This window comes from Methylocystis suflitae (assembly GCF_024448135.1).
Classification (GTDB): domain Bacteria; phylum Pseudomonadota; class Alphaproteobacteria; order Rhizobiales; family Beijerinckiaceae; genus Methylocystis; species Methylocystis suflitae.
In genome coordinates, this window is the sequence record NZ_JAMRYX010000070.1 from 29,219 (window position 1) to 43,560 (window position 14,342).

Genomic DNA, 14,342 nt, shown 5'->3' on the forward strand with positions numbered 1-14,342 from the left:
CATAGTTTCGGGCGATCGGAGGCGATTTTGACGAAGCCTGAAGAAGGACGCGCGGCGCCGTCGACGCGCACGCGTTTTGCGTCGCGGCTGATCGCTTTGGGCGCACGCTTTCAGCGTCCCATGACCCTCGGCGTGCGCGGCCTCGTCATCGACGCAAGAAACCGCGTGCTGCTTGTCCGGCATACTTATGTGGACGGCTTTTATCTGCCGGGCGGCGGCGTCGAAAGCGGCGAAACGCTTGTCGAGGCGCTCGAGCGCGAGCTGAGCGAGGAGGCGAATGTCCTGCTCGATGCGCCGCCTGAACTGTTCGGCATGTATTTCAATCGGCGGTTCTCCATGCGCGACCACGTCGCGCTTTACGTCGTGCGAACGTTCCGCCTCACGCAGCCGCGCGCCCCTGATCGCGAGATCGCAGAGGCGGACTTCTTCGCGCTCGACGCTCTGCCAGCCGACACGACCGCAGGGACGCGGGCGCGACTGTCCGAGGCGCTGGAGAACACGCCTGTTTCACCTTATTGGTGAACGCGTGATGGAGCCGGCTTCGGCGCTCAAGGCGCGCAGATCACGCCAGCCATAAGCGATGTCCGGGAGAACGACGCCCTCAATGTCCCACACGCCCTCGACGCCGACAGGCTCCGCGCCGAGCGCTTCATAAAAGCCGCGGGCCTTCGGCGAGTCGCGCAAGACCCAAACGGCGGCGCTCGCACAGCCGGCGGAAATCAGATGGTCTGCGAGCCGCTCCATTAGGCGCCTGCCTAGTTCCCGGCGCTGGGCGCGCAGCAGCAGGTAAATCGACGCAAATTCGCCGTCGAAGCCAAGCGGAACGAGCTTTGGATTGGACTGGCGACAGCAACGGGCGAACCCCACCGGAGTCTCGCCCTCGCAAGCGATGAACACCGCCTGAGCGCCTTGGCCCGAGCCGATCCGCTCCCGCCAGCGCCGCGTCCAGTCGTCGAGATCGATGGACGCCAGCGCCTCCGCGCGCATCACCCCAAGGTAGGTCTCCCGCCAGGCCTTGGCGTGGAGTTCGGCGATGGTTCGGGCGTCCTCAATGCTTGCCCGGCGCAAGCGATACTCCGCCATTGGCCCCTCTCCGCCAATAGCGTCGCATGACGGCATGTCGCGGCGCAACGAGAGGTTTTGCCGCGCGGACGGCGCGTGATATGGCCTGCGCCCAGGGTCAAGCCACACATGATCGATCTCGCCGTAAAATTTGCGCCGCTGACGGCCGCAGACGACGCGCCTATCGAAAAGCTCGACGAACGCGCGTTCGGTCCGGGCAGATATGCGCGTACGGCCTATCGCTTGCGCGAAGGCGTCGAGCCCGATCGTTCGCTGTCCTTCGTCGCGCGGATCGGGACGCTGCTTGTCGGCGCGAACCGCATGACGCCTATTCTCGTCGGGTCAACGCCCGCGCTTCTGCTTGGTCCGTTGACTGTCGAGCCGGCGTTTCGCCAGCAGCGCGTCGGCGAGACGCTCGTCAAATATTCGCTGGACGCAGCGCGCGGCGCCGGACATGGGCTCGTCTTGCTCGTCGGCGACGAGGAATATTATGCGCGGCTGGGATTCGCGCCTGTGCCGCGGGGCAAAATCACGATGCCCGGTCCCGTGGACCCGGAGCGCCTGCTCTATTGCGAACTCCGCCCCGGCGCGCTCGCGGAGGCGAGCGGCAGGATGCGGTGCGTATGATTTCGCGCGCGCAGAGCATCGTCGAGAAATATGACGCGCTCGTCGCGCACGGCGCGCTGGAGCGCGACGCGTCGCAGCGCGCGGCGATCGAGAAGCTTCAAGCGCTCGCCGACGCGCTCGCGGGCCGCAGGCCGAAAAGCGCCAGTGTGACGCAAGCGCTGCTTGCGACCTTTCGCCCTCGGGCGCGGCCGGCGCGCGGCCTCTACCTCTGGGGACCGGTCGGGCGCGGCAAAACCTTCCTGATGAACCTGTTCTTCGGCGCGCTTCCTGTCGAAAAGAAGCGTCGCGTGCATTTTCACGCCTTCATGGCGGACGTGCACGATCGCCTGCATCGCCTGCGTCAGAAGCCGTGTAGCGGCCGCGCCGATCCGGTGAGCTGCGTGGCGCAGGAAATTGCGCAGGAAACCCGTGTGCTCTGTTTTGACGAGTTCGCCGTGCACGACGTCGCGGACGCTTCGATCGTCGCACGGCTGTTTTCATCACTGCTGGCGTCGGGCATCGTCATTGTCGCGACGTCCAACGTCGAGCCTTCGCGGCTTTATGAAGGCGGTCGCAATCGCGATCTGTTCCTGCCCTTTATCGCCATGTTGCAGGAGCGCATGGACATCCTGCGTCTCGAAGCGCCGAATGATTATCGGCGACGGCGCGAAGATCTCGGGCAGGTCTATTTCACGCCCGCCGACTCTCGCGCGAGATCAGCGATTAACGCGCTCTATGCGACGCTCGCCGGCGACGCGGGGGAGAGGCCTGCGACAATTGAAGTCAAGCGACGCCGCATCGAAATCCCGCAAACGGCGGGCCGCGTCGCGCGTCTGAGCTTCGCGGCGCTCTGCGGTCAACCGCTGTCAGCAGCGGATTATATGGCGATCGCTGAGAAATTCGACGCGGTGATCGTCGAAGACGTTCCGGCCTTGGCGCCAGAACAGCGGAACGAAGCGCGCCGCTTCATCACGCTGGTCGACGTCCTGTACGAGGCGCGCACCCTACTGGTCGTTTCCGCCGCGGCGGAGCCCTGCGAACTCTACCGCGCTGGCTACGGCGCCGAAGCGCGCGAATTCGAACGCGCGGCGTCGCGCCTGATCGAAATGCGCGGCAAAGATTACATTGACGCCCGCGCCGCGCTCATGGCTTCGACATGCAGTCCTTGATGTCGCTCGCGCGCTTCATCAATTCGAACCGATCGGCGCAATAGCGTTCGAGATCCGGCCGTTTGGCTGGATCGGTCGCCGCGGAGCGAATGCCGACCGCGCCATCGAGCAGCTCCTTTTGCGCGGCATGGACCTGAGACGGCGGCAGTTGTCCCGAGCAGGCCTCGTAACGCTTGAGCAGCGCGTCGCACTGCGGGACGCCCGTTGGATCAACCGCGAAAGCCGGCGTGGCGGCGAACAGGAAAATGAAAGCGAGACGATGCTTCACTGGCGCGGGATCCTCCGGTTACGACCCGCGCCATATAGCATTTTGGTCGACCGTTAGGCATCAAAAGACGAGAGCGGCGGGCCTTTCTTTGGACCCGCCGCCCCGAAGTCTCCAGCGCCTTTTGTCTCGCGGACGCCGGAGCGTTCTCGCGTCAATGCCTACAGCCCCGCCAGATAGCGGGTGGGATCGACGGGCGTCGAACCCTTGCGCAGTTCGAAGTGAAGCTGCGGCGAGCCGACATTGCCCGATTGGCCGGATTTGGCGATCGTCTGACCGCGCTTGACCTGATCGCCGCGCTTGACGTCGAGTTCGCCATTGTGGGCGTAGGCCGAAACGAAGCCGTTGGGGTGCCGAATGAGCACGAGATTGCCGTAGCCCTTGAGCTCGCTCCCGGCGTAGGCGACGACCCCGCCTTCGGCCGCCTTGACCTGCGTTCCCTCGGGCACCGCGATGTTGATGCCGTCGTTGCCGCCCGATGTGAAGCCCTGAATGATGCGGCCGCGGGCGGGCCAGCGAAACTCGGGCCGACCTTCGTCGGAAGCCACCGCTTTCGCGTCATTCGCCGGGGGAATGGAGGCGGTCGCGGTCGTATCGACCTTGTGGGCGCTAGGCGTTTCTTTCGGCGTTTCGGCGACAACGGGCTTGCTGCGCGCGTCCGCGATCTTGGACTCAGCTTCGGGCGCCTCGGGAGAAGACGGCCCCCGGGCGATCCGCTCGGTTTTGACGGCGCGCGCCGGCGTCGTGGCGGCGATGCGCGGCTCTGCTTTGACGAGCGACTTTTCGGGCGCAGTCGTGGCTGCCGCCTTCGACTTCTCGATTGGCTTGTCGATGGGCTTGGTTTTCGTCGGTTCGGCTTCGGTCTTGCGCACCGGCTTCGCCTGTTCCACCGGCTTGCCGGCGACCACGGACTTTGCTAGCGGCGCAGGCTTCGCGGCGATCGGCTTGGTCGCGGCTGGGACGGCGGCCGCCGCCTTGGCCGGACCGGCGGGAGCGTGCGTCGCCACAACGGGAGCGGCGCCGGCCCGATAGACCGGAATCACCAGACGCGATCCAGGTTGAACCTGAGACGCAACGTTGAAGCCATTGGCCCGCAGCAGGGCGTCGGTAGGCACGCCGTAGCGGGTGGCGAGCAATGCCGCGGTCTCGCCCTGGCTGACAACGATCGGCGTGCCGCCTTCGGCGCTCCAGTGGCCGCTGGTGCCAGCGGCTGCAACGCGCGTCGGCGACGGCTGCGCCGCTGGCGTATTGGTGGTCCGCGCCATCGAAGCGCTGCCGCTCTGAGCGGACGCGCTGGCCGAGGGGGCAGGCAAGGGACGGGTTTCCACCGTCGTGGAGGGCTGGCTCTGCGCCGGCGCGTCAGCGATCGCGCCAACAGGCGCGCGGTCGACGCCGAGCGAGGTGGTTTTGGCCGAGCCTGAGAAGGGGTCGGAGAAGGGATCGCCTCCGAAACGAGAGGCGTCGGAGCAGCCGGCGACAAGGGCGGCGACGCCAGCGGCCGCCAAGAACCGCACTGCGGCGCGGGAATAAGCAATATGATGCTTGGTAACCATGACGCGACCCACCCGAACGCAACATTGAACGGCTTTATGGGTAACAGCGCGGCGGTTAAGGAGCCGTTTAAGATGAACGCAAAGCGCGCGCGGCCGAGAAAATTTTCAGCATTCGGTCACAATGTTTTAAAGCGCCAGCGCCAGTCCGGGTATCGCTGGCCCCAGGCGACACGGGCCAAGATCGGTCTCCCGCAGTTCGCCGTCCTCATTGCGATCAAGCTTAATCAATCGTTCCTTCGCGCGCGCGCCGGCCTGCGCGTGCTCCCTTCGGGCGAAGAGCAACACGCCGCCCGGCGTGAGCATCTGGATGAGCGCAGCAGGCGCCGCGCCGACGGAGGCCTGGACGATGATTCTATCGAAGCGCCCGAGCTCGCGAGACGGATCGAGTCCGTCGGCGAAAATCGCCTTGGCGTTTGCAGCGCCGTGGGCGGCCAACCGGCGCGAGGCCTCGATGGCGAGCGTCTCGAAGCGTTCGAGGCTTACGACCTCGTTTGCGAGCTGCGCGAGCGCCGCCGCGCCATAGCCGGACCCTGCCCCGACCTCCAGAACCCGGTGGCCGCGGCCGATCTTGAGCGCCTCAAGCCGTCTGGCAAGTTCGACCGGACGCGACATGGTCTGCCCGCAGCCGATCGGCAAGGAGAGATTGCGATTCGCGAGATCGCGAAAGCGGTAGGGCGCGAACGCCTCCCGCGGGGTCGCCTCCATCGCGCGCAAGACCGACAGATCGCGCAGCCCCGCCTGACGCAATGTCAGCAGCAGCGCCGCGCGCTCCTCGAATTGGCTGGCCTGGCGCGCGCCGTCCTCCTCTGTCATTCCCTGCCCTCGAACGCCGCGGCGAGGCGCGTCACCGTCGGGTGATCGGTGAAATCGAGCTGCAGCGGCGTGATGGAGATTTTCTTTTCTTCGAGCGCCAACAGGTCAGTGCCCTGCCCCGGCTTGAAGTCGCCGCGCTGGAAGGAGATCCAGTGATAGGGATTGCCGCGGCCGTCCTTGCGGTCCTCGATCCGCATGATGTCGCTGCTGCGCCGCCCCTGCATCGTGATCGCGACGCCCGCGACGTCCTGGGCCGCACAATGCGGAAAATTCACATTCATCAACACGTTCTTGGGAATGCCCGCCGCGAGCAGGCGGCGCACGACCTCGGCGCCATGCGTCGCCGCGCATTCCCAATGGATCGTCCGGCGGTCAGCAAAAAAATCATAGACCTGGGAGAGCGCAATCGACGGAATGCCCAGAATCGTGCCCTCCATCGCCCCGGCGATGGTGCCGGAATAGGAGACGTCCTCGGCGATATTCTGGCCGCAGTTGACGCCGGAAATGAGCAGATCGGGCGGATGATCGAGCATCAGCTTGCGCAGGCCCATGATGACGCAATCGGTCGGCGTTCCCTTGACGGCGAAATGACGCGGCGAGATCTCCCGCAACCGCAGCGGATCATTGAGCGACAGCGAATGCGAAACGCCGGACTGCTCGAATTCCGGCGCGATGACGAAAATATCGTCGGTGAATGCGCGCGCGATCGCCTCCGCGATTGCGAGGCCGCGGGCGTGAACGCCGTCGTCATTGGTGATGAGAATGCGCATGCTTACAGCGGTTCGCCTCGAGTGGACGGGCGCCTGAGGAAGCCCGAGTTTCTTTGGACGATTCGACGCCGAACGTCCACAATGACCCTATATCGGCTCGCCTCATTCTCTGGAGGAATTTTGATGCGCTCACGACTTGCGCTTTTGCTCGCGGCGGCGATGAGCGCCGCTCCCGGCGGCGCCGCCGCTTTTGAGGCCTATGTGGCGGCGGTGATGCCGCTACGCGTGAGCCCGAGCTCGGATGCGAGGCCCGTTACGACCATGGCGGCGAATATTCCCTTCAATGTCCAGGGCTGCGGCCGCTGGTGCCAGGTGCAATATGGCGGGACCATGGGCTATGTCCCGGCGCCGCTTGTCATCCCCGGCGCGCCGCCGACCGCGCCCGGCTCTGGCCTATTGGGGTTTCTGGCGGCCCCCGTGGTGCTGCCCGTCGCGGCGCCGGACCTGCTCAGCGACGGCTATGCGCCGCGCGTCGATTACGGCTATGGCTGGACGCCGTTTTTTGGGACGTCGCCCGAGCCCTACTGCGAAGAGCCCGCGAGGCGCGGGCGCTGCGTCCACCGACGGCGTTCAGCTCGGGATGCGCGTGAGCCCGCCCATGTACGGCCGAAGGACGCGCGGAACGTCGACTGAGCCGTCGGCCTGCTGATAGTTCTCCAGCACCGCGACCATGGCGCGGCCGACCGCGACGCCGGAGCCGTTGAGCGTATGGACGAAACGCGGCCCCTTGCTATCGCTTGGCCGGTAGCGGGCGTTCATGCGCCGCGCCTGGAAATCGCCGCAGACCGAGCATGAGGAAATCTCGCGATACTTCCCCTGCCCCGGCAGCCAGACTTCGAGGTCATAGGTTTTTTGGCTCGCGAAGCCCATGTCGCCGGTGCAGAGTACGACCTTGCGATAGGGCAATTCGAGAAGCTGCAACACCTTCTCGGCGCAGCCCGTCATGCGCTCATGTTCTTCGAGCGATTGCTCCGGCGTCGTGATCGACACGAGTTCGACCTTGTAGAACTGATGCTGGCGGATCATGCCGCGCGTGTCCTTGCCCGCGGCGCCCGCTTCGGCGCGGAAGCAAGAGGTGCCGGCGGTCATGCGCATGGGCAATTGCGCTTCATCGAGGATGGATTCGCGCACGAGATTGGTCAGCGGCACTTCCGCGGTGGGGATGAGCCAGAAGCCAGAGGCGAATTTCTTCTTGTAATGGACCAGTTCACCGTAGCTTTCGTCAATCATACGATCTAACGCCTGCAACAGCATCGCGTTAGCGTCCAAAGAAGTTGCGAGCGTTGAATCTTCGGTACGCGTGCTTAGTCGACCGGCGATATCAACAGAGACTTCGACGGCCTTCCGAATCAGAGAAAGCGACTGGTCGAGATTCGTCACGAATTGCTGATGTTTTCTTTCGGCATCCGGATCACATATTTCGGATGTCGCCAGGAACTGATCCTCGCGAAACTTCGGCAATTGCGCCGTGCCGAACATTGCGTCGTCGCGCACCAGCAGCGGCGGGCTGACTTCCATATAGCCATGCTCATTCGTATGCAGATCGAGCATGAATTGCGCGAGCGCCCGCTCCAGTCGCGCCAATCCGCCCTTGTTGACGACGAAACGCGCGCCGGAAATTTTCGCCGCCGTTTCGAAATCCATCAGCCCAAGGCCTTCGCCGATTTCGAAATGCTCTTTCGGCGTAAAGTCGAATACGCGCGGCTCGCCCCAGCGCGCGACTTCGACATTACTATTTTCATCTTTCCCGTACGGAACTTCTTTCAACGGCCAGTTCGGAAGTTTTGCGAGTTCCTCGTCCAGCGCCTTGATTGCCTCTCGCTCAGCCCGTTCCAGCTCGGGCCAGTTCTCCTTGATTTGCGCGACTTCGGCCTTGAGCGCGTTTGCGCGGGCGGCGTCTCCCGCCTTCATCGCCACGCCGATTTCTTTTGACGCCGCATTGCGCCGTTCCTGCGCGGTCTGCAATTTCAGAATGGCTTCGCGGCGAACCGAATCCTTTTCGAAGAGTTTGTTTGCGATCGGCTTTAGATGACGGCTTGCTAGGCGCTCTTCAAAAAAGCCAACGTTCTCGCGAATCCATTTGATGTCGTACATGGGCGCCTGGACAGTGATCGAGTGACAACAGACCGTCATGGCCGGGCTTGTCCCGGCCATCCACGCCGAGCGGCTTCGGTCAAATGACAGAGTATGCGCAACGGCGCCGCGTGGATGCCCGCGACAAGCGCGGGCATGACGCGGGGAGCCTCATTGCGCCACCTTCTCCCGCAGGCGGAAGAAGGGGTCAAGCGGCGAGATGTCGCCTATGATCCGCCGCTCGCCGCCGCTTGGGCGGCGGCCCTCTTCTTCTCGACCATGCGCACGGCGTAGATCGACGCTTCGTAGAGCAGCACGCCCGGCACCGCGAGCGCGAGCTGCGAAAAGACATCCGGCGGCGTCAAAACCGCCGCGACGATGAAGACGAGCACGACGGCGTAGCGCCGCTTCTCTTTCAGAAAATCCGACGTCACGATGCCGACCTGACCGAGCAGCGTCAAAACCACCGGCAATTGAAACACGATGCCGAAGGCGAGCACGAGCGTCATGATCAGCGAAAGATATTCGGAGACGCGCGGCAGCAGTTCGATCTGCGCCTTGCCCGGCTCATTCGCCTGCTGCATGCCCATGAAGAAACGCAGCAGATTGGGCATCACCAGAAAATAGACGACAAGCGCGCCGAAGGCGAAGAAGATCGGCGTCGCGAAAAGATAGGGCCGGAACGCCCTGCGCTCATGCTTGTAGAGCCCGGGCGCGACGAATGCATAGATCTGCGACAGCACGATCGGACAGGACAAAAACGCCGCCATAAACAGCGCGACCTTGATCTGGGTGAAGAAATATTCCTGCGGCGCCGTGTAGATCAGCCGCGCCTCAGGGCCTGCCACCTGCGTGTAGGGAATGAGAAGCAGATTGTAGATATCCTTGGCGAAGAAGAAGGAGAGCACGAACATCGCGAGAAAGGCGAGCAGCGCCTTGATCAGGCGCTCGCGCAATTCCATCAGATGTTCGATCAACGGCGCCTTGCTGGCCTCGATTTCGGCTTCGTCGGCCTCGTTCATGTGGCGGCCTTCTTCGACGAATCGACCTGCTCGCCGACAGGAAGACCGGAATCCTCATCCTGAGGAGCGGCCGAAGGCCGCGTCTCGAAGGATGTGATTGGCGATCCCTCATCCTTCGAGACGCCACCTTGATCTCGGGCCTGCCCGAGATCAACATTTGATGCGCAAGTCGGGTGAACCCGACTTGAGGGCTTCTCCTCAGAATGAGGCGGTTGCACAGGCGACGGCTTCTCGCCCTCGATTGCATTCGTAATCTGCTTGCGCGCTTCGGCCATCGGATCGAAGGCGACGTCGAGCTTCACGCTCTCCTTTACGGCGTCCCTCATCTCGCTGACCTCTTTGCGCAGATCATCGAGTTCGGCCTCGCGCATCGCCTCCATGAATTGTCCCTGAAACTCCGCGGCCATTCGGCGCATTTTTCCGGTGAACTGCCCAAGCGAACGCAAAACGCGCGGCAAATCCTTCGAGGGAATCGCAATAAGCGCGACAATGGCGATGACGATGAGCTTGCCGGGTTCGAGATCGAACATATCGTTACCTGCTCTCACCCCCACCCTCCCCCGCTCTGCGGGAGAGGGAGCAGGAGCCGCTTCTTATCCGCGCGGTACGCTGCTCGTAAGGGTCCCCTCTCCCGTCCGAAGTCGCCTGTTGCCGACTTCGGGGTCGATGCGCAAACCGGGAACACCCGGTTTGCGTAGCGGGGGAAGGACAGGGAGGGCGCGCTAAACCTTCTTGCTGTCCGCCTTGTCGCTCTCCAGAGCGCGACGCTCGCTCGCCTGTCCTTCAAGCGACTTCTTGGCGTCGTCAGCCGCGACATCGTCTTCGGACATGCCCTTCTTGAAGGCCTTGATGCCCTTGGCCACGTCGCCCATCACATCCGAAATCTTGAACTTGCCGCCGAAGAGAATGAAGACGACCGCGCCGACAATGATCCAGTGCCAGATCGACAGACCGCCCATGGCGCGCATCCTTCCTAACGAGAAAACCGGGACGACCGGCGTTTGCCCGGAAACTATGCGCCCCTCGCCATAAAAACAAGGACGCGGCGCGCAGAAGCGCGCGGCGAACCTTCTTGAGGGACGGGGAAATTCGTATCACTTGACCGGGCCGCTCGGCGGCGCCGTCAAAGCTCCTCGTCGTCGGCGGCCTCGGGCGTCTCCGGCGCCTCGGGCTCGTCCGGGAACTCCATGTCGAGCAGCTCCGGCGCCTCGTCCTCAAGCGGCTCCTCATCGTCGCGCAAGGCGGCGTCATCCGAGGGTTGCGGCACGCCGAAGCCCTTCGGCAGCCGGCCGTCGAAGAGCCCAGCGCCCTTGAGTTCGTCGAGCCCCGGCAGATCGCCGATCTGCTCAAGCCCGAAATGCATCAGGAAGGCGTCGGTCGTGCCATAGGTGATCGGCCTGCCCGGCGCCTTGCGGCGGCCGCGTAGCCTGATCCAGCCGGTGTCGAGCAGCACGTCGAGCGTGCCCTTGGAAATGGCGACGCCGCGAATCTCTTCAATCTCGGCGCGGGTCGTCGGCTGGTGATAGGCGATGATCGCGAGCGTCTCCAGCGCGGCGCGGGAAAGCTTCTTCTCCTCGACCTGCTCGCGTGCGAGAATCCAGTTGAGGTCGGCGGCGGTGCGGAAAAACCACTTCTTGCCGACGCGGGTGAGATTGACGCCGCGGCCCGCATAATGGGCGCGCAGCCGCTCAAGAACGCGCTCGAGATCGGCGCCCTCCTCGATGCGGCGCGTCATTTCCGCTTCATCAAGCGGCTCGGCGGAGGCGAAAAGCAGCGCCTCGATGATGCGCTCCGCTTCGCGCAGCCGAGCCTCGTGACGCGCAAGCTCGTCGTCGCTGTTCACGTCAAAAAGTTCGATCTTCTCCGCAGCCTGCGCCACCGGGCGCCTCCTATAGTTCCGGGGCTATGACGCGCCCGTAGTCTCTTCCGCTTCCTCAGACGCCCTCCGCCGCACCCAAAGCGGCGCGAAGTGCCGGTCCTGACGTATGTCGAATCGCCCCTCCCGCACCATTTCAAGCGAAGCGGTGAAGGCCGAGGCGCGCACCGTCCGCGCCGTCTGCATGTCGACACAGTAATGCAGCAAAAAATCGTCGAGCACGGTCCATTCCGTCGCGACGCCGACCAGCCGTTCGAGGGCTTCGCGCGCCTCGGCCAAAGACCACACCGCGCGCTGCCGCATCACCACCCGCGACGTCGCGGTCTTCTGACGCTGCCGGGCGTAAGCCGAGAGAAGATCGTAGAGGCTCGCCTGAAATTTGGGATGCGAGATCGTCTCAACGCCTTCAGGGCCGCCGCGCAGAAACATATCGCGCCCCAGCCGCGCGCGCTCCGTAAGCTTGTCAGCGGCGCGCCGAATGAGCTCCAGCCTGCGCAGGCGATCGGCCAGCGCGGCGGCGAGATCGGAGGCGGACGGCTCGTCGCCTTTCGGCGGATCCGGCAGCAGCAGCCGCGACTTCAGGAAGGCGAGCCAGGCCGCCATCACCAGATAGTCGGCCGCGAGTTCGAGGCGCACGCGGCGCGCCGCCTCTATGAAGGCGAGATATTGCTCGGCGAGCGCGAGAATGGATATGCGGGCGAGATCGACCTTCTGCCGGCGCGCAAGCTCGAGCAGCAAATCGAGCGGCCCTTCGAATCCGTCGACGTCGACGAGGAAGGCCTCTTCGGCGTCGCCGCGGGGCTCGTCCAGCTCGAAGGTCAGTTCCTGGGCCATTCTTGCTTTGCGCCTGTTTCCTCTACGAATCGGCGTGGCCGAGCGTTTCGGCGCGAGATTGGCCCCGATGGCCCGCTATCGCAAGCGCAGCCGGCGCTTTGGGAGCGCCGGTCCACAGGAGAGCGGGAAAGCCTCCCATAGAGGACGCGACGGCAATCTGCTATGGTCCGCGGATGAAACGTGACCACGCGGTGGACCGATTGCGGAAACGCCAAGCCGATTTGCAGAAGCTTGGCGTCAAGAGTTTGTATATGTTTGGTTCGACCGCTCAGGACCGTGCGGGAGAGCGTTCCGATGTCGATCTGTTTTTCGACTATGAAAGAGGCCGTTTCGGCCTCTTCGAATTGATGGACGTGAAGGAATTTGCGGCTCGAATTCTCGGCGGCCGCGTTGACATCATGACGCGCGACAGCCTGCATAAGCGCCTAAGGCCGCAGATTGAGGCGACAGCGCTTCGCGTCTTCTGATGGTCCCGCGCTCGGCAGCTCTCCATCTGTTGGACATCATCGAAGCGATTGAGCCGCGTGCAAACCGTAATGGCGGACCTATCGCTCGACGCCTACGAGACGGATTGGCAAAGGCAGTGGGTCGTGGAGCGCGGCATTGAGATCATTTCGGAGGCCAGCCGTCGCCTCTCTGATGAGATCAAAACTCGGCATCCCGAAATTCCTTGGAAAAAAGTGGCCGGCATCGGCAATGTGCTGCGTCACGATTATGAGAGCGTCGCCGCCCCGATCATATGGAAATTGGCGCGGATTGATCTTAGCCTGCTGGAACAAGCCTGTCGTGATGAATTGCGCGCGTTACGTGATAGCGGTCTCAGCGACTGAAGCCATCGGGCATTTTCACGCCACGGCTCGCATCGCCGCGTCGAGCTCGCGCGTCGCCTCCCCGACATCGAAGGGTTCGACGGGCCGCCGCACGCGTTCGAGCGCCTTTTCGGCGCGCGCGAGCGCCGCGCCTGCAAGGGGCGGCGCGCCTTCGGCGACCGGCCGCGCTTCCGCAAGGTCGCCGTTGCAGTGCAAAACGATATCGCATCCGGCGCCGATCGCGTTTTCGGCGCGCTGGCGAAAGCTCCCGGAAAGCGCCTTCATCGAAAGATCGTCGGTCATGAGGAGACCGTCAAAGCCAATATGGCCGCGGACGATGTCGCCGATCACCGCCTTCGACAGCGTTCCAGGCGCCGTTGGATCGATCGCGGTGTATACGACATGCGCGCTCATCGCCATCGGCAGATCGGCGTTCGCCTTGAACGGCGCGAAATCCATAAGCTCCAGGTCCTCGCGGCTCGCCTTGACCACCGGCAGCTCCAAATGGCTGTCGGCGCGGGCGCGTCCGTGACCGGGAATGTGCTTCATCACCGGCGCGACGCCGCCCGCCATCAAGCCTTCGGCGGCCGCGCGGCCGATCGCGGCGACGCGCGCCGGATCGCGGCTATAGGCGCGATCGCCGATGATGCTGTGGGAATCCTCCGCCGGCGCATCGAGCACCGGCAGGCAGTCGACATCGACGCCGACTGACCGCAGATCATGGGAGATGAGCCGGGCGCCGAGCCAAGCGAGTCGCTCGGCTTGCCCGGCGTTGGCGGCCGCCAGCTCAAAGCGCGCCGCGGCCGGATAGGCGCGCCAGTGCGGCGGACCCAGACGCTGCACGCGGCCGCCCTCCTGATCGACCAGAACAGGCGCATGACGGCCGAGAGCGTCCCGAATGTCGGCGGTCAGCCGCGTGATCTGCTCGGACGCGTCGACATTGCGGCGAAAGAGGATCACGCCCCAGGGCGCGGCGTCGCGCAGGAACGCGCGCTCCTCGGCCTCGAGCGTGAAGCCCTTTAATCCACAGATGAAGGCGCGCATGTCGTCCCGTCAGTTGCCCGCGACGAAGCAGGAGCCGCCGGTCGCCTTCACCTTGCTGCAGATCGCGTTCGCGGACTCCTTGCTGACCGCCCCGACGCGCACGCGGTAGACGGTCTTGTCATTCACGGTCGCCATTTTGAACGTCGGCTTCAGGCCGCCAAGCTGTGAACGATATTTGCTGACGACGGTCTTGAGCAGTTCGCGAGCGTCGGCCTCGCTGTCCGCTGCGCCGAACTGCACCGCGAAGCCGCCTTTGCTCGGAGGCGCCGCTTGATCGGAATCCGCGTCCGGCGCGGCGTCTCTCGGAGACTCTTCCACTGCGGCGACTTTCGGCGCCGCCGGCTTCGGCTTGGCGATTCGCGGGGGCGTCGTCGTTGGCTTCGCCTGCGTCGGCGGCGTCGCGGTCGCCGCGCCGATGGCGCCGGGGACGGCTGGATGCGCCGCCG

At 64.4% G+C, this 14,342-nt stretch carries 19 protein-coding genes; 6 read left to right on the plus strand and 13 right to left on the minus strand.

What is annotated here, in order from left to right; genetic code table 11:
- Positions 1 to 27 precede the first annotated feature (27 nt).
- Positions 28 to 522: an NUDIX domain-containing protein gene (locus NEI07_RS05615; RefSeq protein ID WP_407659850.1), complete on the plus strand. Its 495-nt coding sequence runs from the start codon at positions 28 to 30 to the stop codon at positions 520 to 522.
- Here the strand turns inward: NEI07_RS05615 and NEI07_RS05620 are convergent.
- Positions 508 to 1,083, minus strand: coding sequence for a GNAT family N-acetyltransferase (locus tag NEI07_RS05620; RefSeq protein WP_256033271.1), 576 nt, complete (start codon positions 1,081 to 1,083; stop codon positions 508 to 510). The genes NEI07_RS05615 and NEI07_RS05620 overlap by 15 nt on opposite strands.
- Before the next feature lie 108 nt (positions 1,084 to 1,191).
- Between NEI07_RS05620 and NEI07_RS05625 the strand changes: the two genes are divergently transcribed.
- The gene (locus tag NEI07_RS05625) at positions 1,192 to 1,689 is read left to right on the plus strand and encodes a GNAT family N-acetyltransferase (protein ID WP_256033274.1); all 498 of its coding nucleotides are present in this window, start codon (positions 1,192 to 1,194) and stop codon (positions 1,687 to 1,689) included.
- Positions 1,686 to 2,837, plus strand: a complete 1,152-nt coding sequence (zapE, locus tag NEI07_RS05630) for a cell division protein ZapE (protein WP_256033275.1) — start codon at positions 1,686 to 1,688, stop codon at positions 2,835 to 2,837. The genes NEI07_RS05625 and zapE overlap by 4 nt, the downstream gene beginning before the upstream one ends.
- Here the strand turns inward: zapE and NEI07_RS05635 are convergent.
- The 4 genes from NEI07_RS05635 to surE all read right to left on the minus strand — a co-directional run bounded on the left by NEI07_RS05635 (position 2,812) and on the right by surE (position 6,238).
- On the minus strand, positions 2,812 to 3,105 hold the full coding sequence (locus tag NEI07_RS05635; RefSeq protein ID WP_256033276.1) for a hypothetical protein: 294 nt from the start codon (positions 3,103 to 3,105) through the stop codon (positions 2,812 to 2,814). The two genes, zapE and NEI07_RS05635, sit on opposite strands and share 26 nt — an antisense overlap.
- A gap of 158 nt (positions 3,106 to 3,263) precedes the next feature.
- Entirely contained in the window at positions 3,264 to 4,655 is a 1,392-nt protein-coding gene (locus tag NEI07_RS05640) for a peptidoglycan DD-metalloendopeptidase family protein (protein ID WP_256033277.1), read from the minus strand.
- Positions 4,656 to 4,781: 126 nt separating this feature from the next.
- Positions 4,782 to 5,468, minus strand: a complete 687-nt coding sequence (locus NEI07_RS05645) for a protein-L-isoaspartate O-methyltransferase family protein (RefSeq protein WP_256033278.1) — start codon at positions 5,466 to 5,468, stop codon at positions 4,782 to 4,784.
- A complete protein-coding gene (surE, locus tag NEI07_RS05650) occupies positions 5,465 to 6,238 on the minus strand; it encodes a 5'/3'-nucleotidase SurE (protein WP_256033279.1) in 774 nt (257 codons plus the stop codon). The genes NEI07_RS05645 and surE overlap by 4 nt, the downstream gene beginning before the upstream one ends.
- Before the next feature lie 123 nt (positions 6,239 to 6,361).
- Between surE and NEI07_RS05655 the strand changes: the two genes are divergently transcribed.
- On the plus strand, positions 6,362 to 6,871 hold the full coding sequence (locus NEI07_RS05655; protein WP_256033282.1) for an SH3 domain-containing protein: 510 nt from the start codon (positions 6,362 to 6,364) through the stop codon (positions 6,869 to 6,871).
- On the opposite strand, the gene serS is transcribed toward NEI07_RS05655, so the two are convergent.
- The 6 genes from serS to NEI07_RS05685 form a co-directional block, all read right to left on the minus strand.
- A complete protein-coding gene (gene serS / locus NEI07_RS05660; protein ID WP_256033285.1) occupies positions 6,809 to 8,332 on the minus strand; it encodes a serine--tRNA ligase in 1,524 nt (507 codons plus the stop codon). The two genes, NEI07_RS05655 and serS, sit on opposite strands and share 63 nt — an antisense overlap.
- 206 nt (positions 8,333 to 8,538) lie before the next feature.
- Complete coding sequence (gene tatC / locus NEI07_RS05665) at positions 8,539 to 9,333, minus strand: twin-arginine translocase subunit TatC (protein ID WP_256033287.1); 795 nt, start codon at positions 9,331 to 9,333, stop codon at positions 8,539 to 8,541.
- A complete protein-coding gene (locus NEI07_RS05670; protein ID WP_305123628.1) occupies positions 9,330 to 9,863 on the minus strand; it encodes a Sec-independent protein translocase subunit TatA/TatB in 534 nt (177 codons plus the stop codon). The genes tatC and NEI07_RS05670 overlap by 4 nt, the downstream gene beginning before the upstream one ends.
- A 192-nt stretch (positions 9,864 to 10,055) precedes the next feature.
- Positions 10,056 to 10,292 carry a twin-arginine translocase TatA/TatE family subunit gene (locus NEI07_RS05675; protein WP_256033289.1) on the minus strand — a complete coding sequence of 79 codons (237 nt, stop codon included), beginning with the start codon at positions 10,290 to 10,292 and terminating at the stop codon, positions 10,056 to 10,058.
- A 164-nt stretch (positions 10,293 to 10,456) separates the two neighbouring features.
- On the minus strand, positions 10,457 to 11,212 hold the full coding sequence (scpB, locus tag NEI07_RS05680) for an SMC-Scp complex subunit ScpB (protein ID WP_256033290.1): 756 nt from the start codon (positions 11,210 to 11,212) through the stop codon (positions 10,457 to 10,459).
- A gap of 24 nt (positions 11,213 to 11,236) precedes the next feature.
- A complete protein-coding gene (locus NEI07_RS05685; RefSeq protein WP_256033291.1) occupies positions 11,237 to 12,043 on the minus strand; it encodes a segregation and condensation protein A in 807 nt (268 codons plus the stop codon).
- 173 nt (positions 12,044 to 12,216) lie between these two features.
- Between NEI07_RS05685 and NEI07_RS05690 the strand changes: the two genes are divergently transcribed.
- Entirely contained in the window at positions 12,217 to 12,510 is a 294-nt protein-coding gene (locus NEI07_RS05690; protein ID WP_256033292.1) for a nucleotidyltransferase family protein, read from the plus strand.
- Between the two features lie 57 nt (positions 12,511 to 12,567).
- Positions 12,568 to 12,873, plus strand: coding sequence for a HepT-like ribonuclease domain-containing protein (locus NEI07_RS05695; protein ID WP_256033301.1), 306 nt, complete (start codon positions 12,568 to 12,570; stop codon positions 12,871 to 12,873).
- 15 nt (positions 12,874 to 12,888) lie between these two features.
- Here the strand turns inward: NEI07_RS05695 and nagZ are convergent, their stop codons facing one another.
- Both nagZ and NEI07_RS05705 read right to left on the minus strand, forming a co-directional pair.
- Positions 12,889 to 13,896 (minus strand): beta-N-acetylhexosaminidase, encoded by a 1,008-nt coding sequence (gene nagZ, locus NEI07_RS05700; protein WP_256033293.1) that lies wholly within the window; start codon positions 13,894 to 13,896, stop codon positions 12,889 to 12,891.
- A 9-nt stretch (positions 13,897 to 13,905) separates the two neighbouring features.
- Positions 13,906 to 14,342 (minus strand): SPOR domain-containing protein (locus NEI07_RS05705; protein WP_256033294.1); only part of this gene is annotated, 437 nt, incomplete at its 5' end.